This is a genomic window from Sporosarcina sp. NPDC096371 (genome assembly GCF_044762865.1).
Taxonomy (GTDB): Bacteria; Bacillota; Bacilli; order Bacillales_A; family Planococcaceae; genus Sporosarcina.
On sequence record NZ_JBIWFE010000004.1, the window covers coordinates 353745 to 373155 of the forward strand.

Genomic DNA, 19411 nt, shown 5'->3' on the forward strand with positions numbered 1-19411 from the left:
GCAGTACTTTTCTATTAGTTGGTTAGAACCGCGAATGAGCGGGCTTTTTATAGTTATGGCAGTATCGCAAATGAGCGTACTGGGAATCCCGATGCTTTTTCCGGCTTCGGAACGATGTTGAAAATGACTGTGCCCTTTGCAGGCAATTTATCTAGATTCGTTAATAATTCGATTTGGTACGTGTCTTGCTCGAGCACATAATATTCGCCTAGCAGTGCCTGGTTCTTTTGAAAATCAATAGCCGAGTCTGTATCAAATGTTTCATGTCCAACCGCTTTTACTTGTCGTTCTTCGAGTAAAAACTTCAAAGCCTCAAGACCCCAACCGGGTATGCGGTTATTTCCATCGGCATCTTTATTGCAAAACGCCTCGTTATCCGGCCAGCGCTTGCTCCAATCTGTACGCAGTGCCACAAATGTACCTGGCTCAATTCGTCCGTACTGCTCTTCAAATGTCAAAATATCTTCAACGGTTAATGTAAAGTCATGATTTTCATCGGATTCTTTGGATTTATCAATAACGACAAGTGGTAACACTAACTCTTTCAAGCCCAATTCATCCAAATATCTCGTATCTCGAACGAAGTGGATGGGCGCGTCAATATGCGTGCCGTACTGCCCCGCAAATGTAAAGCTCTGTGCAAAAAATCCATCATCATGATCGAACAACGTCGTAAATTTTGCTGCATCAAAGGCTGAAAAATGCGGAGAATCGGGTCCAAAGGTATGCGTTAAATCGACCCACTCTTTCTTTTTTAATAACGTAAGTGCATTCAGTAATTCATTTGACATAAAAATTCCTCCTTTTTTACTTGAAGGTAACAGTCTCCAGAAAGAACAAAAAACCTCTTCTATACTTAAAGAAGAGGTTTTGGCAGTTTCGCTTTTTGCTCTTCTTATCTTCAAGCTACAAGCATTACGCTTGGCTTCTGGAATTAGCACAGTACTTAAAAAGTCTGTTGCTGAGGTATCAAAGGGCCAGTCCCTCCACCTCTCTGGATAAGAAAGTTACGTATTCAGTTATTAGATAGTACAATACAGGCCTTTGAATAGAATGTCAACAGCGAAAGTATAAAATGTTTTTAATTGATAATTTATTAGTTTTGATTAATGCTTCATCTCACTCCGTACTTTCCGGTGCTCGCGGCGAGCAGGTGCTGTTTCAAACAGACTCTTTTCAGCATCCGTTTCAGGATAAATCCCGGGTACTGGAGTTGGTTTGTTATCCTTGTCCATGGCAACCATCGTCAAAAATGATTCGGTTGTCAGTTTCGTTTCACCTGTCAGCAGGTTCATCGAATGAACGGACACGAATACTTCCATCGATGTTCGACCTGTCGAAGTGACGACTGCTTCCAGTTCAAGGACATCTCCAACACGTGCTGATGAAACAAAGTCAACTGAATCGATAGAAGCTGTAACGACCGCTGTTTTTGAATGTTTCATGGCAGCGATATCCGCAATTTCATCGATATATGCGAGCACTTTTCCTCCGAAAATTGTCTGTAGGTGATTCGTATCTGGCGGCAAGACCAGTTTTGTCTGGATCGTGCGTGATTGGCCCATAGGTCTTTTTTCTTGCATATAGCTCTCCCCTTTGCAATTTCATGATAAAAGAAACTTTTCCCTTATATACTTCGTATACATAGTATACACAAACTGGGGGGATTTCAATGATAAATTTCATCGATAAACACTATGAAAAAATCACTTGGTTTATCCTATTACTTGGATTCATATTACTTTTTGTAGCAAATGAATACTTATCAATTGCACTGTTTTCTTACCTGATTATAAAATCCATAAAGTTCCGGAAATCCATTCGGACAACGCTCCAAAAAACGCCTAGAAGTACGATAATTATTTATGCACTTGGTATGATCACATTGATTGTTACAATGACGGTTATCATGCTATACTCCAGTCGTTTCATTCAAAAATATTCAATCTCCATACCATTCCAGTATATTTATATCGTCATTATTCTATTTAGTTCCTTGATCTTTTATATTTGGTTTATGGATTTTTTAGTAAAACTATGGGGTAAGAAACAAGCATCGAACTAAAAATAATTCTTCAACCCAAAGAGGACACCCCCTATAGGAGTGTCCTCTTACACCATATCCGCCAACAGCGCATATACACGCTTCATCTCTTCTTGCATTTTCCACTGATCGACCGAGAGCCAACGACAATGAATAGCATTTCCCTCAAGTCGCGTCATACCAGCTTTCAATCCTTCTTCGACCCGCAATGTTTCCTGCAATGCGCGGATATCGATATCCGCTGCATTAGGTGATACAAGCCAAATCGAACCGACGTATAGCGCTCCTTCAAGAATACCAATACCGCCGTATGCAGCATCTTTCGGTGTAAAGTGCAATGAATCGAAAGCAATTAACTCATCTTCTACAAAAATTTTGAAATTCGACCGGAACGATTGATAGTCAAAAATCTCACCACGTTTTTCACGTCCTGGCGCGACAATTTCACCCCATAATACCGTTGCGTCGCTAGCAATTCGGAGCGTCGTATCCACTTGGAAATTTGCATCAACAAACGGAATCAGTACCTCGGGCATCCACTCCAAGCGCGAGCGTTCCCCAAGATCGACATCGATTGTAAACTTACAAATATCGCCCGGTTGCGTTGGGTAGATTTTTAATGCTGATTGTTGAACCAACCGCACCTTACTATCCGGAGCAATTTTCACTGTAATATCGTTGCGGTCTCCTGACACCATCCCTCCAGACGATTCCATAATATAGACGGTCGCCGTCGGGTCCGTACCTACGTACAATTCCCGGCTCGCCTTTAACGGAGGTTGTTGGTAAACATGTGGCATTCTTGTATAACCTCTTCTTGGTTCGAATACCATGTCCAGTTTACCGTGATGGATATATCGTGACGGCTTATGCATTTGAACCAGCGGAATCCGCACCTTCCAATAACATGCTGTGCTTGATCCAGTTTACGACTTTATCAACGTTCTTCTGTGAACGTACGTCTGTGAAGATATACGGACGACCATTACGCATTTTCTTCGCGTCGCTGTCCATCACTTCAAGATCAACACCAACATATGGAGCTAATTCTGTTTTATTAATTAATAAAAGATCGGAACGCGTTAAAGCAGGGCCACCTTTTCTTGGAATATCTTGACCTTCTGCAACGTCAATAACATAAATATAAGCATCCACAAGTTCAGGGCTGAATGTAGCAGACAAGTTGTCGCCACCGCTCTCAACGAAAATAATATCAAGGTCTGTAAAGCGATTTTTCAGCTCATCGATTGCTGCAAAGTTCATTGAAGCATCTTCACGGATTGCCGTATGCGGACAACCTCCTGTTTCAACACCTAAAATACGGTTCTCTTCAAGTACACCGTTGCTGATCAAAAACTGTGCATCTTCACGTGTGTAAATATCATTCGTAATGACCGCAACATTATAATCTTCATGCATCGCGCGTGTTAGTTGGTCTACGAGTGAAGTTTTACCCGATCCAACTGGACCACCGATGCCAATACGTACTGGTTTCATTAAAAAAAACTCCTTTCAATCCATTATGAAATAAACAATCTAGAGAATAGATACTCATGCTTCATCGAAGCTAGTTCTATACCCAGCGCATTATTACTAATATCATTTTCTGTCAACGTCGCTACCAATTCGGCCGCTTCCGTAACTGGACCAATCAATTCATACATTGCTTGGACGCCAGTAGTTTGGCCAAATGGCACCGCACGAACCGCATTTTGAACGAGTCCATTCAAAGATGCAAACAAATACGTCATAACCGCATGATGTGCGCTAATGCCTGTCGTTGCACTGTAAATACCGTAGAGAATAGCGTAATGACCTTTAATTTCTTGCGATTCAATGCGTGCTTTCCATCCGGCAAAAAATTCATCTTCCACAAGCGGAGACGCTGTTTTAATGAACTGTCTGCCGAGCTTCACACTTGCGTCACGTGACTCTTTCGCAAGTTTCATGGCACCGCATAATTGCTCTAAATAGAGAAGTCGCTCCGTATCCTGTTCCTGAGCCGCAGTATAAGCTTCTTGAATCAAAATTGCATCCCCACGCACTAGATTATGAAATAGGAATGATGTACAATAAGCAACCAAATCCTCTTTCGTACGGATGATGTCTTCTTGAATATATGTTTCCATTCCGTAGGTTTGCGTAAAGGAACCTATTGGAAAAGCGGAGTCGTGTATTTGAAACAGATGCAAAAGTGCAAAATCAGTGGGAGTGCCCACGGTATTTGAATGGTTGTTTGAATCGTCTCTCAGTTGTTTCATATGCAACACCTACTTCATCTAGCAATTTGTTCAACGTATGGTCCGCACGAACGATTACTTCATTTTCCTCGATTAATGCCGGAGTGTGACGGTTACCTAGTTCGAAAGCTGTTTTACCCATTTCCGTCATGTTTTTCGGGCTAATGACGATAACTGGCTCCATTTTTGTGCGCACAGCGATACGTCGTTTGTCGTCCTCGAATAAGATATCGCCATATTGTAATGCCTGATGCTCATCATGGTGATGATGATGGCCGTGATCGTGGTCATGATCGTGGTCGTGGTCGTCATGATGATCTTCATCGTGATGTTCAAGTGACAATGCAATGTCTGTCCCCTGGTCTGTTTCTCTGCGCAGAATGCGTTTATTCAACTCTTCCCAGTCGAGTTCAAGCCACTCCGTCTTTTTACCTGCAATTTCTTCTTCTGACCCGATATTACCAATAATTTTAGTGATAAGCATGTAGCATCCTCCTTTATTAGCATGTCCAATAAAATCGGGTCGAAATGGATCCGGTGTTTATTCCCTACCATTTCGACCTTCTCTTGTTGATACTACTTAGTGATTAAAATAGGAAATAACGTTGTGCCATAGGAAGTACGCTTACCGGTTCACACGTAGCAAGTACGCCGTCGAGTTTTACTTCATATGTTTCAGGATTTACTTCAATTTCAGGCGTTTCACTGTTATGTTTCATGTCCGCTTTACCAATGCTACGGCAGCCTGTTACAGTACCAATCATTTTCTGAAGGCCTAGTTTTTCAGGAAGCCCTTCTGCTACTGCAATCTTCGGAAGGAACGTCATTCCTACTTTTTGCGGTGCTTGACCATGGAAACCGTACAATGGACGACCCATTACCGGGTTCGGTGTAGGAATAGATGCGTTTGGATCTCCAGCCATTCCGTAAACAGCCATTCCGCCTTTAATGACAACATCTGCTTTTACGCCGAAAAATGCTGGGTCCCAAAGGATGATGTCCGCGAGTTTCCCTTCTTCAATCGAACCAATTTCATGGCTAACTCCATGTGCAATTGCTGGGTTGATATTCAATTTTGAAATATAGCGTTTTACACGATAGTTGTCGTTCCCTTTTCCTTCGTCTTGTGGAAGTGGGCCACGCTGTTTCTTCATTTTGTCTGCTGTTTGGAATGTACGGATTGTTACTTCACCAACACGTCCCATCGCTTGTGAGTCAGATGACATAATACTAAGGATTCCAAGATCCTGCATAATATCTTCCGCAGCAATCGTTTCAGGACGGATACGTGAGTCAGCGAACGCAACGTCTTCCGGTACATCGTGTTTCAAATGGTGACATACCATAAGCATGTCCAAATGTTCGTCAATTGTATTCGTCGTAAATGGTTTTGTTGGATTCGTTGATGCTGGTATGATATTCGGATGACTAGCTAGTCTTAGCTGATCCGGTGCGTGTCCGCCGCCAGCTCCTTCTGTATGGAAAATGTGAATAACGCGACCATCAATCGCTTCAATCGTATTTTCAACAAAGCCCGCTTCATTGAGCGTATCAGAGTGTAGCGCAACTTGAATATCGTATTCATCAGCAACCGTTAAACTCTGGTTAAGCGCGTCTGGAGTTGCACCCCAGTCTTCATGGATTTTCATACCAATTGCACCCGCACGAACTTGTTCGATAATCGGTTCAGTAGTGGATGCACTTCCTTTTCCAAGAAGACCGAAGTTAATTGGCAGACTCTCAACCGCTTGTAACATCCGGTGTATATGCCATGCACCCGCTGTTAAACTTGTCGCTTTAGAACCAGCAGCAAGACCTGTCCCTCCACCGATGAAAGTTGTCGTTCCAGCATTAAGTGCAGTCTCGACTTGTTGAGGAGTAATTAAGTGAATATGCGTGTCGATAGCACCCGCTGTAGCGATGAGCCCTTCACCAGCATAGACTTCCGTTCCAACTCCAATAATCATATCCTGATCGACGCCATCCATTGTATCCGGATTTCCGGCTTTTCCGACACCAACAATACGACCGTTTTTAATCCCAATATCCGCTTTCACGATACCAGTGTGATCGATAATTACAACATTAGTAATTACTGTGTCAAGAACACCTTCATCGCTTGTACGATTACCATTTTGCCCCATAGACACGCGAAGCGATTTCCCGCCTCCAAAAACGCCTTCGTCGCCGTACGACGTATAATCTTTTTCAATTTCAATCCAAAGATCCGTATCAGCAAGACGTACTTGGTCTCCTACTGTAGGACCGAACATTTTTGCATATTGCTCGTGTGTTACCTTCATTTTTCTTCCGCTCCTTTAAAGCCGCCGTCTGTTGCATTATCCAAGATAATGTCTTTATTATGTGTCGAACCTTCAGTTAACGTGTTTAGCCCGAACACGTGACGTTTTCCGCCGAATTCAACTAACTCGACTTCTTTCTCTTCGCCCGGTTCAAAGCGTACAGCCGTGCCCGATGGAATGTTCAAATGCATTCCAATTGCTTGTTCGCGATCGAATTCAAGGAATTTGTTAACCTCGACAAAGTGGAAATGCGAACCGACTTGTATAGGTCGGTCACCCGTACTTGCGACACGTACTGTTTTCACTGCACGTCCAGCATTTATTTCAATTAAACCTTCAGCTGTTCTTATTTCTCCTGGAATCATTATTGAAGCCTCCTATTATTGAATTGGACGGTGAACCGTCACAAGTTTTGTTCCATCTGGGAATGTTGCTTCCATTTGGACATCCGAAATCATATCGCCGACGCCTTCCATAACGTCTTCAACTGTAAGTACTTGTTTTCCCTCACTCATGAGCTGTGCAACAGTTTTACCATCGCGAGCCCCTTCCATGATGTAATGACAGATATACGCTATAGCTTCTGGATAATTCAGTTTAACTCCACGTTCTTTACGCTTAATAGCAAGTTCCCCTGCAAGGTGTAACAACAGCTTTTCCTGTTCAACCGGTGATAATTTCAATTCAAAGCACCTCTTTTTTAATTAATAAAAAACAAAATCAAAGAAGATTCAGTAGACCGTCTCTGTAATGATTTTGTTTTTTTTATAAACTCAGTATTTGCATGAACTTACAATTTCGGACAAATTCCAGTTCAAATCGAACCCTTTAGGACCAGGATACAGCAGATTTTGTCGAAATTTGTCGTTAACCATTTTATTATAATGCTAAATGGGTTTTTCTACAACTTATTTACATTTAAAGTTTATTGTGAAATTATATTTTCATAACTCCAATATAAGCTGCGCAGATACAACAATGCGGAACACACATAAAAGAAAAATGAATGATTGACCAAAACATACTTTGGCTACTATTTTTCTTACACATTTATTCCGCATTACGAAAAATCATTCTGTCTGTTAAAACAGGTATCTACTGGTGATTCGTTACAATCGTGGCAGTACCTTTCTTGCACTAAGGATAAGCCAAGTACTAAGAACAAATGGCATTGTTAAAGCCGGTAGTCCGTATGGTAAAAGCAGAGTAGCAATGCTTGCTGTTAGGAGTACTGTTAAACAGGCCCCAACAATTCCTGAAAAAAGGTTAAAACGGTTGGACTTCGTATTGAATACCGCGGATACAGCTATGATCGTTAAGATAGCGTTGTAACCGTAAAGCCCCATAAAAATCAAATTAGGTTCCCCGCCCAGTAAATAGGACACCAATAAAGCAACCGAGTTTCCGATGATTACGTATAGACCAAGTTTCCATCCAGCCCAAAATACCGCAATAAAAAGGAGGATACCTGACAAGGTACTATGGAGGAAGAAAATCTGTCCAATACCGTTAAACATCCCCTCGACCCAGTCGATATTCCCAGTCATATCTACTTCCCAATTTAATAAATCCTGAGGAAATAGGGTAGGCGTTAAATGAAATTCCTTCAGTCGATATGAAGCAAGCAACATCATCCATGACAGGATGATAAAAGGAAAAGTGAGAATAGGAACCCCCGAATTTTTGAAAGCATGCATCATGGCAGCTGTAAAAACGGCCGCAATCGCAGCTCCAAAAAGAGCGATTATCCAATGATAAGGTCCTGTTAAAAATAAGGTTAGCACAATTCCCGTCAATACAGAGTTGTACCCAAACAAGCCTTGTTTTATACTTTCTTTATCTGCCCCTCCCAGTATTCCAACGATAGTACCTATAAAAGCCGATAATAGCGTCATAATCCCCAACAAAAAAGAGGAGGTGGTAATAGCCAATAGAATAAATAGTCCTGAAATAGCATTATTAATCAACAAGACTTGTGAAATTCCTTTAAGCGAGGCTATTAGGAATGTAGCAAGTGACTCTTTGGTCCATGACTTTTGCATTGTGTTTTGCATAATAGTCTACCTTTCCACTCTTTTTTTATTCCATATTGTCTGGCAGCGAAGCACCTACTTCTAGTTTTTTTATAAACATAAAAGCCTACGTGCTGGATTACCCCCCGTGAAAGTTCGATTATAAGAACAAAACGAAAAATGCGACATCCTGCGCATTGTCCTACTAATGAAAATACACTTCAATACCGAAGCTTTCTCAATCTATTCAAATATTATTTGATGTGTGATGTCGTTCCACTCGACTAACTTTCACCAAATACTTTATCCAGAAAGGGAACTTTTCACATTCTACTCGCTTTTTTCTCACTTGCAAAGAGTTTTTTTCTACAAATTTTTCCCTATTAAAAAATCAAAAAAAACAAATTTCTACTGACTCTTTTAAAAAAGAAGCATTAAATACATCCTGCAACCATGCATTCCCAATCAATCGAATAGTACTTTACACACAAAAAAAGCCAACCCAATCATTGGGCCAGCTCTACTATTTCATACAGGTATCATTAGTTTTTTCATAACGCCGAACAGCACAAAGATCACTTTCCAAATCGGATCCCTCGAGTTTCAATAACTCAACCGCTTTCCCCGTACGATGCGCGTGCAAAAGCAACCCATCTCCATAATAAAACCCGACATGTCGAACATTCCCCTTCCCTTCATCATTAGCGAAGAAAAGAAGATCACCTTTCATCCAACATGTCGAATTGTCTAACGGGATTTCTTGACCACTCCGTACCTGATCACTAGCATCACGCGGAATGGCATAACCGCACGCCTTCAACATTGTGTAGGTGAACCCTGAACAATCGAAGCCGTAAGAGGATATCCCACCCCATAAATAAGGGACATCGAGAAAAGCAAGCCCTTTGTCAACCGCCTCCGCAGCAGGTCGTCTATCAAACTGATGAATGGACGAAGCTTTTTCAATATCCCGATTCAGCAATAACGCCTTCCCGTCCGGTGTGCAGACAAGTACATACTCCCCCTGCTCAGCTTCATATGGCAATATTGTATTGAAAGGGATAATAATTTGGGGTGCACCATCCATCTGCCAAAGTTGCGCCTTTCCTGCAATCACTTTGACAAAGCCTTGCGCATGAATGGGCTTTGCCTCCTTTAACTGCACAAGTGGAACCCACCCTGGATAACCGCGTTGCTCTTTTGTCGACGGTTGCCAGACAGCAATAATTTTCGCCCAATCACCTTGAATACGTTCAACAATGACCGGTTCACCATACAATAGCTGTGTCTGAACCCGGTTTCCATCGCAAAGGTCAAGTCGCGCTGTAAACGGCAATTGCTCCAACCATTTTATGGTCCGAACAGGGTTCTCCGTTCCCGGCTGGTCGATTTCCCTAACAGATTCAGGTGACGTCCACACTGTCGCCACCGAAACCGCGCAATACCATGTGTTCACCACCATCACCTTCCTTCCCAATGAGCCCCATCCTTGCATCATCCAACCCTAGACCGGGTAATTCGGGAAGATGAATAACCCTTCCCTCGTAAACGATTCCCCCTGCAACAAGATCTTGTGCTAACATCAGCGGCGCATCAAAATCAAAACGCGTGATATTCGGTTGACTCGCCGCAAAATGCGCGGCCGCTGTTACGCCAAGCTTCGTCTCAATCATGCTGCCGACCATACATGCCACACCATACGATTCCGCCAACGCATTAATTTTTATCGCCTGGTGAATGCCCCCCGATTTCATCAACTTGATGTTCATCAAATCCACCGCACGCAACTGAAGAATACGTAACGCATCTTGCACCGAAAAAACACTTTCGTCCGCCATAATTGGCGTCAACGTGCGATCCGTTACATATTTCAAGCCCTCTATATCATCGGCATGCACCGGTTGTTCAATCAATTCAATATCCATCCCGGCATCTTCCAATAATCCGATCGCGCGAACCGCTTCTTTCGCCTGCCATCCCTGGTTGGCATCAAGACGTATTCGAGGAGTGCTTCCGACACGTCCACGAATCGCTTTAATGCGAGCAATGTCTTCACTTATGTCTCCAATGCCTACCTTTACTTTTAACACAGAAAAGTTATTCGACACATAACGTTCTGCATCATCCGCCATCTCTGTATAATCATTGACACTCACAGTAAAACCCGTTTCGATTTTCTTGCAGTAGCCACCAAGGTACTGATACAAAGGCATTCCTGCCAATTGGCCAAGCAAGTCATGGATCGCCATGTCAACCGCCGCCTTGGCACTCGTATTGCCTACCATCGACCGGTTAAGCGTCTGAAAGATCACTTCGCACTGGCGAATATCAAGTCCAATTAGCTGCGGGGCCATCACCTCATTGATGGCATAAGTAATACTCCCCATCGAATCACCCGTAATCACATGCGTTGGCACTGCCTCGCCCCAGCCAACACGTCCATCCTCACAAGTCACTTTCACATAAACAGCATAAGCTGTATGGACTGTCCGAAGTGCCGTCTTAAAAGGTTTCGTCAGCGGCACTGCCACTGGAGTTGTCTCAATTGAACGGATGAGCACAGTTCATTCCCCTTTTATATTATTCCACGCCAGGTAAAATCGTCAGTGTCCGATGATCCGCATCCAACTTCGCACCCACACCAAGTGGTATCGCGAAATGCGGCTGACAATGTCCAATTTTAAAGCCCTTCACAACAGGTTTTCCAAGACTTCCTAAGTAATGGTCAAAGACTTCATCAAGCGTTAGCGACACTTCTCGTTTCTTCGGTGCTGCATCCGAGAAATCACCCACAACAATTCCTACTGCATCATCTAGTTTCCCCGCCATCCGCAATTGATTGAGCAATCCATCGACACGATAAGGTTCCTCGCCAACATCTTCTATAAATAACAATTTCCCTTTAGTATCGACCTCGAACTTCGTACCGATGCCACTTGCCAATAAAGACAAATTCCCACCAACGAGTTCACCTTGCACAACACCGCCTGTGACCGTTTTAAGGGGACCAATCGCCTCCGTATAATGAAGCTCCATCGGTTCAAACAACTGTTGAAACATTTTTGCAGACAGTTCATGGAACGACTCTTTACCAACACAAGATGCCAACATAGGACCGTGGAACGTCACAAGGTTTGAATACGCCCCCATCGCTGTGTGAAGAAACGTGATATCGCTAAATCCCCAAAATATTTTCGGGTTTTCCTGCATCAGTTGTAAATCAATCTTATCGGTATAACGCGCCGACCCGTAGCCTCCGCCTGCACAAATGATTCCTTTTATCGTCGGATCTGCAAACATATCATGCAAGTCCTCTAATCGTTCCTCATCTGTTCCCGCAAGATAACCGTTAACAGTTTTTGTATGTTTGCCAAACCGCCATTTCAAACCCAGTTGCTCCAAGAACGCAAGTGAACGCTCTAGACTTTCCTGATTCGGCGGACTCGATGGTGCTATGATCCCAATGGTATCTCCTTGTTGTAAACGTTGTGGTCGTATTCTCATATATATCTTCCTTTCCATAATAGGATAAGCACCTTAAAGGTGTAGCAGATGCAACGAATAGCTCTACTTCAACTCACCTATCATCAGTTTATCATACGCCGCATTCTCTCATAATTATGCCTAGTCAAATCCATCACAACGTAAAAAGCCTGTGAAGGAAATACTTCCTTCACAGGCTATACGATTATAACTTATTTCCCAACAACAGGTTTGTCTTGTGTTACTTGAATATCACTTAGATATAGACCTGTTCCATCACCAATTGCATAGTTCAATACGCGGTTATTAACCGGAACAACTGCTGAACGGTACATTGTTGGGAATACAGGAACTTCTTCTGTCATTAGTTGTTGCCATTCTTTATAGATTTCTTTGCGTTTCTCTACATCGAATGCTTTTTCAGAAATACCTTCTGCTAACAAACGAGTATTTTCTTCATTTTCCCAACGTGAGAAGTTGTACAATGCATCATTGCCGTAAAGTCCACTTGGATCCACGTCAATACCTACACCCCAAGCTCCTGCATAAATATCAACAGCAGGATCATCATTACCTTTGTTACCTACGCGGTCATAGAAGCTATTGAACTCTTGTAGACGACCATCTAATAGTTCTACTTTCAAGCCTACAGCTCCCCATGCTTGGATATAATATTGCGCCAATGGTTCAGCAATATCGTCACCTGACATAGAAGCATAAGAAATAACTAGTGGATTACCTTCTTTATCTTCACGAACGCCGTCGCCGTCAACATCTTTATAGCCAGCTTCTTCTAGCATTTGTTTTGCTAGTTCTGGATCATAAGCTGCACCAGGATTTGTGTCATCATGGAACTCTGGATGTGATGGTGGAATTAGTGTCGTCGCAGCCCAACGCAGACCATGATAGAACTTCTTACCTACTGTGTCATTGTCAACAGCATGCCACATTGCTTTACGAAGCTTTGCATCCGCCATCTTCTTAGTTGGATCATACTTTACAACGCCAGCTTCAGCATCCCAAGTACCAAGTTTAAATCCAACATACGAATACGCACGGTCAATCATACCTAAGAATTCAACGTTTGACATGTCGGCATTATCAGGGTATTGAGCAACAGGGAAGTCACTTACTGTATCTACTTCACCTTTTTTCAATGCTTGTACTACAACGTTTGGATTGATTACTTTTAGAGTAACTGTATCAAGTCCAGGTGCCCCGCGCCAGTAGTCTTCGTTTTTCGTATACGTTACAGACTCACCTGGAACGATTGTGTCTACTTTAAATGGACCGAAACCAATTGGGTTTTGACGCACTTCCTTAGAAGATGAAATATCTTTTACTGCCATATCACCAAAGATATGCTTCGCAAGTGGATACGTCCAGATTCCACCTGTGATTAGTGATGGTGTTGCTTCTTTATACGTGATTTTCAATACCTTTTCACTCACAACTTCAATACCTGAAATTGTCTCTGCTGTACCAGCCATATACTCATCCATACCTACGATGTTCTTCACATCACCCGCACGAGGTCCATCATAGTCCGGATGTGCTAGAACTTCATGTGAAAATAACCAGTCTTCAGCCGTAACTGGCTGACCATCATGCCAGTTAACATTATCTTTAATCGTGAATGTGAAAGTTCTGCCGTCTTCGGATGATTCATACGTTGCAGCACCGTCATTTGTGTACACGTAATTTTCATCCCATGTCAAGAATCCTTCGTCAAACCACTGAAGAACCATTGCGTCAGGATTGCCTGAATAGAAGTTATAGTTCAACGTTCCTTCAAATGCAGTATCCGAAACAAGTCCGTACGTGAACGAACCACCTTCGATTGCTTCGCCTTCTTTTGTTTTGATATTCGTGAAATCGTCGATCGAATAGAGCTTTTCTCCACTCTCTTCTGTTTGCGCATCTTTCGGCTTATCTTTTTCTTTACCAGAATCGTCTGGAGTCGCATCGTCAGTCTTATTACACGCAGCTAATGCGAGTAGTAAAACAAGTAGCATTGCGAATAACACTTTACTTGCACTTTTCTTTCCAACCATATTAAACTCTCCCCCTTCTTATCCTCTTCTTTGTCTTGCGTCAGTCGCACGTTTTAACGCTTGACCAACATTATTTATACTCAACATCAGTGCTAAAATTAGCAATGATGCAGGTAACCAAATCCACCATCTGTACTCCAAAGTTTGTGGGTTTGTCGCGTAACTAACAAGTGTCCCGAGACTCGGTGTATTTTCAGGAAAACCAAATCCCAAAAATGACAGACCCGATTCCAAACCAATATTTGCCGCAAGGTTCAATGTCATAGAAACAATAATAATTGAACTTAAATTCGGCAACACTTGCGTAAACATAATTTTTAAATTCGAGGAACCAAGCGTCTTAGAGGCCTGTACATAGTCCAGTTCCCTTTCCTGCAATGCCTTCGATCGTATTAGCCGTGCTTTTCCCATCCACATGAAGGCTGTCATAATTAATGAGAACGATACGATTGAATATTTCGGCGTGATTGATACAAATACAATAACGATCATCAAGAATGGTAGAATCATGAAAAAGTCTACCGTTCTCATTATCAAATTATCGACTTTTCCGCCATAATAACCAGAGATTAAGCCAACTAAAATTCCAATAACGCCGGTCATGACTGTCACCAAAATTCCAATCGACAGTGAATTTCGGGTTCCTATAATCAGTTGTCCAAAAACATCTCGTCCACCATGGTCGGTCCCCAACCAAAACTCTTCAGACGGGGGCTTATGAATCGAAAACAGATCAACTTTAACAATCTCACTTTGCTCTAAAAACAACGATATACCATAAACAAACATCATAATAAGTGTTAGAAAAATTAATGATACAAGGGCTAATTTATCTCGGACGATTTCACGCCAGATAATCTGCAAACCAGACGGACTTCTGTCATCACTCTGGGTATTATCGGGTATTTGAACAATTTTCGCTTCCAACCTTAACCACCCCAATGTCTATCGAGTTCTTATTTTATGCGAATACGTGGATCCACAATACTTAATATAATATCCGAGAGTAAAGCACCTAAAATCGCTGCAATCCCAAATATGAGAATAACGGCTGTGACTACACTAAAATCACGTAGTGTAATTGATTCTATAAACAGGGAGCCCATCCCTGGATAACCAAAGATTTTTTCAATAAATACTGTTCCCGTGATTAATCCCGTAATTTCATAGCCAAAGAAAGCAGCAATCGGTAACAATGAATTCCTTAAAATATGATGGTTATACACCCGAGATTCGGATGCACCCTTTGCTCTTGCAGTTACAACAAATTCCTTCTGCTTCGTATCAATAATCTCACTCCGTAAATACTGAACAGTTCCAACTGTTGAAATGAGTGCCATCGACAATGAAGGCAGCAATAAATGATTGATTTTACTGATTACATATTCAAATGTTCCTGGTGTAAGACCTGGCGTTACACTACCCCCGGTCGGAAACCATCCAAGATTAAAACCAAATGCCCAAAGCATAAGTAAAGCAAAAATAAATAATGGTGCAGCAAATCCTAGGTACGTATAACCCGTTATTAAACGGTCAGCTAAAGTATCATTATACCGGCCACTTGTAATACCAAGGGGAATCGCAATCAGATACGTCAAGATTAACGTCATTAGGGACAACCAAAATGTATTGATTAACCGTTGAGAAATTAACTCCGTAACAGGCATTTTGAATCGAAAAGATTGTCCAAAATCCCATTGAACGACGCCTTTAATCCAGTCCATATATTGATTAAACCAAGGGTCATTCAAACCAAGTTTGTCTCGCATGGCCTCCATCGTAGCCGGGTCAATACTTGGGTCAATCAAACCACTTAACGCATCCCCAGGCATCATTTTAGCCATTACAAATACCAAAATACTAAGTAACGCAAGTTGTGGAATCATAATTCCAATTCGACGTACAGTGAATTTCCACATATTATTCACCCTCTCCCAGGTAAAGCCACTAGATGTGTATCCGATACTGGCTGTAAGTTATAGGCCAAGCCCTTGTCATCGAAATAATTGTCATAGGACTTCTCATACTCGTCTTTTACTTGTTGGCGGAACTGTGATTGTTGCACACGTTTCCTTGGATTGATATCAGGAATCGCAGCAACCAGTCGTTTTGAATAGATATGCTGGGGATTGCTAAAAATATCATCTGGTGTTCCTTCCTCAACATATCGTCCTTTATACATAATGCCGATGCGATCGCACATATGCCTAATGATTCCAAGGTCATGACTAATGAAAAGATACGTGAGTCCTAACTCCCTCTGAATCTCCTGCATAAAGTTCAACACCTGTGCTTGAACAGATACGTCAAGGGCTGATACCGGTTCGTCTGCAATAATTAACTTGGGTTTTAAGGCAATTGCTCTAGCAATTCCAATCCGTTGGCGCTGCCCACCCGAGAATTCATGCGGGTATTTATGTATGCTTTCGGGGCTTAAACCGACAAGTTCTAATAATTCCTGAACTCGCTTCTTTTCTTCATTTCTTGAAAGGTTTTCGTAGTTGCGAAGCGGCTCAGACACAATATCGAAGACGCGTTTTTTAGGATTCAATGTAGAATAAGGATCTTGAAAAATCATCTGTATCTCTCTGCGTGCATCCATTTTTGAGCGGCGCAAATTTGTAATATCTTGCCCCTCGAAAAGGACCCTACCCGAAGTAATTTGATTCAAACCGATGATTGCCCGACCAGTCGTTGTTTTTCCAGACCCAGATTCACCCACAAGTCCGTAGGTCTTCCCTTTTTCAATCGAAAACGACACACCGTCAACCGCCCTGACATGATCGACAGTTCTACCAAGTATGCCACCGTGAATCGGGAAGTGGACTTTTAAATCTTCTACTTCAAGAAACGACATGGTAATGATCCTCCTTGCTTTTTTCAGGAAAGCTAAATTGCTGGTAACAAGTACAGCGCACGAAATGACCAGGGCTTACTTCGTGTAAGGACGGGTTTTCTTCATGGGCTGAGCTATCCACCCAAGGAATTCGTGGGCTAAATCGACAACCATTGCGCTCCAATTTTTGTAGTGAAGGAACAATCCCTTCAATAACATGAAGTTCAGATTGCACTTCACTTGAATGCGGAACAGAATTCAACAACGACCTTGTATAAGGATGAAGTGGGTTTTCGAATAATGTATAAACATCCGCTATTTCAACAATCTGGCCGGCGTACATAACAGCCACTCGATCCGCCATTTCAGCAACAACTGCTAGATCATGCGTAATGAGAATAATCCCCGCATGAATATCCTCTTTTAACTTTTTTAATAAATCGAGGATTTGCGATTGAATAGTTACATCCAGTGCAGTCGTTGGCTCATCTGCAATCAGTAACTCTGGTTCATTGGCAATCGCCATCGCAATGACAACCCGTTGCCTCATCCCACCCGACAATTCATGTGGAAATTGTTCATAAGTCAATTCCGGACGAAGAATGCCGACCTTATTCAACAAGGTTATGACTTTTTCCTGCCGTTCTTTTTTCGAAAGCTTCGTATTGTGAATGTAAATAATTTCACCAATTTGGTCACCGATAATCATTAATGGATTTAATGCGGAAAGTGAGTCCTGAAAAATCATCCCCATTTCCTTACCACGTAATTCATTTAGCTTAGCAGGTGAAATATTAGCGATATTATGGTCCTTAAATTGAATTTTACCTTCTACTTTTGCTTTGCTATGCAACCCCATTATCGAAAAAGCTAATGCGCTTTTCCCACAACCCGATTCTCCAACGATGGCTAGTAATTCATTTTTTTCAACTGTTAATGACACACCATCGACCGCCGCATAGTAGTCATCTTTAATGCGAAATGATGTGCGGAGATTTTCAATTTCCAATACCGGCTTTCCCAAGACGACTTCCCCCTTGCATTACTTTAGATACCAAACTATTAATAGTAAATTTTCTGATTAAACCACTTGCCCAAATATACTATACAATTCTAGAGATGACAATACTATTTTTTCAGAATACGAAATTTATAAAATATTTGATATATGACAAATCGGTTACAATCGTTGGTATGAAAGCGTTTTCAAACTGGAATAACTGTCGTTTTTTCTCAAAAATCAAATCCCCTTTTTCTTTCCATACAAAAAAAACAGATTCCTTCTCACTTGAAAAGGAATCTGTTTGTCTATTCGACATGCTATTCTTAACTTCGTATACGCCGAAACAAACGATTAGGTGCTCGAGATGGAGTGAACTACATCCTTCCTGGGTGATAGCTACGCTCCGTTTACTTTATATCAATCATCATGTATTGGCTGAGCTTGCTGCGGATGACGCTACCATCGCAGCAATTGTTGCGGCCATCACGGCTTGCTGCGCTTGTAAGATCAGCTCTACAGATGTTGCGAGGCTGACTGTTGCCTCCCCTAGATTTTCGGTCAATGTATGCATACTATAGCCAATTCCGATTGACAAAGCCATCTCCCGATTCCATTTAAAAGGGCGGGAAGCCTCCAAGAATAGCGTCAATTCGACAATATTCTGCAATTCTGCATCTGCAACACCAAATACCGTTAGAAAACCAATCATTGGATAATGGACCGGTCGTACCTTGGTATCTCGCTTGAAATAGGCCAGTACTTCTGTCGCTCTCGATACAAGCTTTGGATCAAATTCAATATGTACATAAGTCATGACCTGAGACAACCATTGTAATTCATTGCCCGAACGGAAGCCTTCCGAACGTAACGCATCATAGTATGTACGCATCGACTTGGCGTGCTCAACTGGATTAGCGCCCCTTTTCCCAAGCAATACTGCGTAAGCATAATCATCGTCTGACGTTAGGAAAAAATGTTGTTTCTTCATTGCGTCATATAGTTTTTTTGCTTGCCGTGCTTCACTTTCATACAGGTCAGGTTCGTTTGTCATCAGAAGGGCGGCTAAGTAGGAGTGAATAGTATTGCGGAAACCAACACCTTTTAATACTTGCTGCTTTGCAAATAAACGATCCACTTCCTTGTCAATTGTCGTACCAGGTTGATTGAGAAATGCCGCCATCATAGGTAGCAGATTGCCACGTAACGGTGAAAGCCAGCCTGTCCTACTTTTCAGTGCATCCATCGCCCTATTTAAACTCACCGCGTCAAATTCGCGCTCGGATGTGACATAATACGATGTAATTGTCAGCACAACGGTCTTGTCCACCGCCCAACCCGCCAATGATTTCACTTTCTCATATGTCGTTTCGACTTCCTGCCTAATTACATTCGTATCCAACCCGACCAACTCCTTTTATATATGTACGCTTCATAAG

General features: G+C 42.2%; 20 protein-coding genes and 1 riboswitch. Of the genes, 1 reads left to right on the forward strand and 19 read right to left on the reverse strand.

Features of this window, described 5'->3' with window-relative positions; all coding sequences use genetic code 11:
• Positions 1-53: 53 nt before the first annotated feature.
• Both ACIQ0H_RS13250 and ACIQ0H_RS13255 read right to left on the reverse strand, forming a co-directional pair.
• A complete protein-coding gene (locus ACIQ0H_RS13250; protein WP_403415398.1) occupies positions 54-791 on the reverse strand; it encodes a cyclase family protein in 738 nt (245 codons plus the stop codon).
• Positions 792-892: 101 nt separating this feature from the next.
• A riboswitch (SAM riboswitch) is annotated at positions 893-1005 on the reverse strand.
• 101 nt (positions 1006-1106) lie between these two features.
• Positions 1107-1583, reverse strand: coding sequence for an acyl-CoA thioesterase (locus tag ACIQ0H_RS13255; RefSeq protein WP_403415401.1), 477 nt, complete (start codon positions 1581-1583; stop codon positions 1107-1109).
• A gap of 89 nt (positions 1584-1672) precedes the next feature.
• Here ACIQ0H_RS13255 and ACIQ0H_RS13260 point away from each other — a divergent pair, with 89 nt between their 5' ends.
• Positions 1673-2065 (forward strand): hypothetical protein, encoded by a 393-nt coding sequence (locus tag ACIQ0H_RS13260; protein WP_403415404.1) that lies wholly within the window; start codon positions 1673-1675, stop codon positions 2063-2065.
• Positions 2066-2112: 47 nt separating this feature from the next.
• Here ACIQ0H_RS13260 and ACIQ0H_RS13265 read toward each other — a convergent pair whose 3' ends face one another.
• From ACIQ0H_RS13265 to ACIQ0H_RS13345, 17 genes are all read right to left on the reverse strand, one after another.
• Positions 2113-2919 carry an urease accessory protein UreD gene (locus tag ACIQ0H_RS13265; RefSeq protein WP_403415407.1) on the reverse strand — a complete coding sequence of 269 codons (807 nt, stop codon included), beginning with the start codon at positions 2917-2919 and terminating at the stop codon, positions 2113-2115.
• The gene (gene ureG / locus ACIQ0H_RS13270) at positions 2912-3541 is read right to left on the reverse strand and encodes an urease accessory protein UreG (RefSeq protein ID WP_403415409.1); all 630 of its coding nucleotides are present in this window, start codon (positions 3539-3541) and stop codon (positions 2912-2914) included. The genes ACIQ0H_RS13265 and ureG overlap by 8 nt, the downstream gene beginning before the upstream one ends.
• A gap of 23 nt (positions 3542-3564) precedes the next feature.
• On the reverse strand, positions 3565-4173 hold the full coding sequence (locus ACIQ0H_RS13275; protein ID WP_403415411.1) for an urease accessory protein UreF: 609 nt from the start codon (positions 4171-4173) through the stop codon (positions 3565-3567).
• 73 nt (positions 4174-4246) lie between these two features.
• Complete coding sequence (locus ACIQ0H_RS13280) at positions 4247-4768, reverse strand: urease accessory protein UreE (RefSeq protein ID WP_403415414.1); 522 nt, start codon at positions 4766-4768, stop codon at positions 4247-4249.
• Between the two features lie 103 nt (positions 4769-4871).
• A complete protein-coding gene (ureC, locus tag ACIQ0H_RS13285; protein ID WP_403415417.1) occupies positions 4872-6587 on the reverse strand; it encodes an urease subunit alpha in 1716 nt (571 codons plus the stop codon).
• Positions 6584-6952, reverse strand: a complete 369-nt coding sequence (ureB, locus tag ACIQ0H_RS13290; RefSeq protein WP_403415420.1) for an urease subunit beta — start codon at positions 6950-6952, stop codon at positions 6584-6586. Before ureB ends, ureC begins: the two co-directional genes overlap by 4 nt.
• A 15-nt stretch (positions 6953-6967) precedes the next feature.
• Positions 6968-7270 carry an urease subunit gamma gene (gene ureA / locus ACIQ0H_RS13295; protein WP_403415422.1) on the reverse strand — a complete coding sequence of 101 codons (303 nt, stop codon included), beginning with the start codon at positions 7268-7270 and terminating at the stop codon, positions 6968-6970.
• 426 nt (positions 7271-7696) lie between these two features.
• The gene (locus ACIQ0H_RS13300; RefSeq protein ID WP_403415424.1) at positions 7697-8641 is read right to left on the reverse strand and encodes an urea transporter; all 945 of its coding nucleotides are present in this window, start codon (positions 8639-8641) and stop codon (positions 7697-7699) included.
• Positions 8642-9122: 481 nt separating this feature from the next.
• A complete protein-coding gene (locus ACIQ0H_RS13305) occupies positions 9123-10058 on the reverse strand; it encodes a C40 family peptidase (protein ID WP_403415426.1) in 936 nt (311 codons plus the stop codon).
• On the reverse strand, positions 10003-11160 hold the full coding sequence (locus tag ACIQ0H_RS13310) for a mandelate racemase/muconate lactonizing enzyme family protein (protein ID WP_403415429.1): 1158 nt from the start codon (positions 11158-11160) through the stop codon (positions 10003-10005). Before ACIQ0H_RS13310 ends, ACIQ0H_RS13305 begins: the two co-directional genes overlap by 56 nt.
• Before the next feature lie 19 nt (positions 11161-11179).
• Positions 11180-12103, reverse strand: a complete 924-nt coding sequence (locus ACIQ0H_RS13315; RefSeq protein WP_403415432.1) for a S66 peptidase family protein — start codon at positions 12101-12103, stop codon at positions 11180-11182.
• Between the two features lie 191 nt (positions 12104-12294).
• Positions 12295-14136, reverse strand: a complete 1842-nt coding sequence (opp4A, locus tag ACIQ0H_RS13320; RefSeq protein WP_403415434.1) for an oligopeptide ABC transporter substrate-binding protein — start codon at positions 14134-14136, stop codon at positions 12295-12297.
• Positions 14137-14154: 18 nt separating this feature from the next.
• Positions 14155-15063: an ABC transporter permease gene (locus ACIQ0H_RS13325; RefSeq protein ID WP_403415436.1), complete on the reverse strand. Its 909-nt coding sequence runs from the start codon at positions 15061-15063 to the stop codon at positions 14155-14157.
• A gap of 29 nt (positions 15064-15092) precedes the next feature.
• Positions 15093-16055 carry an oligopeptide ABC transporter permease gene (opp4B, locus tag ACIQ0H_RS13330; RefSeq protein WP_403415439.1) on the reverse strand — a complete coding sequence of 321 codons (963 nt, stop codon included), beginning with the start codon at positions 16053-16055 and terminating at the stop codon, positions 15093-15095.
• 5 nt (positions 16056-16060) lie between these two features.
• A complete protein-coding gene (locus ACIQ0H_RS13335; RefSeq protein WP_403415442.1) occupies positions 16061-16993 on the reverse strand; it encodes an ABC transporter ATP-binding protein in 933 nt (310 codons plus the stop codon).
• Complete coding sequence (locus ACIQ0H_RS13340; protein WP_403415444.1) at positions 16980-17996, reverse strand: ABC transporter ATP-binding protein; 1017 nt, start codon at positions 17994-17996, stop codon at positions 16980-16982. The genes ACIQ0H_RS13335 and ACIQ0H_RS13340 overlap by 14 nt, the downstream gene beginning before the upstream one ends.
• Positions 17997-18399: 403 nt before the next feature.
• On the reverse strand, positions 18400-19374 hold the full coding sequence (locus ACIQ0H_RS13345) for a DUF4003 family protein (protein WP_403415447.1): 975 nt from the start codon (positions 19372-19374) through the stop codon (positions 18400-18402).
• Between the last annotated feature and the right edge of the window lie 37 nt (positions 19375-19411).

Bases quoted from the DNA above. Each gene is read 5' to 3' on its own strand.
- ACIQ0H_RS13255 (WP_403415401.1), bottom strand. From the start codon at position 1,583: ATGCAAGAAAAAAGACCTATGGGCCAATCACGCACGATCCAGACAAAA.
- ACIQ0H_RS13300 (WP_403415424.1), bottom strand. From the start codon at position 8,641: ATGCAAAACACAATGCAAAAGTCATGGACCAAAGAGTCACTTGCTACA.
- opp4B (WP_403415439.1), bottom strand. From the start codon at position 16,055: ATGTGGAAATTCACTGTACGTCGAATTGGAATTATGATTCCACAACTT.
- ureG (WP_403415409.1), bottom strand. From the start codon at position 3,541: ATGAAACCAGTACGTATTGGCATCGGTGGTCCAGTTGGATCGGGTAAA.
- ACIQ0H_RS13265 (WP_403415407.1), bottom strand. From the start codon at position 2,919: ATGCATAAGCCGTCACGATATATCCATCACGGTAAACTGGACATGGTA.
- ACIQ0H_RS13250 (WP_403415398.1), bottom strand. From the start codon at position 791: ATGTCAAATGAATTACTGAATGCACTTACGTTATTAAAAAAGAAAGAG.
- ACIQ0H_RS13260 (WP_403415404.1), top strand. From the start codon at position 1,673: ATGATAAATTTCATCGATAAACACTATGAAAAAATCACTTGGTTTATC.
- ACIQ0H_RS13275 (WP_403415411.1), bottom strand. From the start codon at position 4,173: ATGGAAACATATATTCAAGAAGACATCATCCGTACGAAAGAGGATTTG.
- ACIQ0H_RS13280 (WP_403415414.1), bottom strand. From the start codon at position 4,768: ATGCTTATCACTAAAATTATTGGTAATATCGGGTCAGAAGAAGAAATT.
- ACIQ0H_RS13335 (WP_403415442.1), bottom strand. From the start codon at position 16,993: ATGTCGTTTCTTGAAGTAGAAGATTTAAAAGTCCACTTCCCGATTCAC.
- ureC (WP_403415417.1), bottom strand. From the start codon at position 6,587: ATGAAGGTAACACACGAGCAATATGCAAAAATGTTCGGTCCTACAGTA.
- opp4A (WP_403415434.1), bottom strand. From the start codon at position 14,136: ATGGTTGGAAAGAAAAGTGCAAGTAAAGTGTTATTCGCAATGCTACTT.
- ACIQ0H_RS13315 (WP_403415432.1), bottom strand. From the start codon at position 12,103: ATGAGAATACGACCACAACGTTTACAACAAGGAGATACCATTGGGATC.
- ureB (WP_403415420.1), bottom strand. From the start codon at position 6,952: ATGATTCCAGGAGAAATAAGAACAGCTGAAGGTTTAATTGAAATAAAT.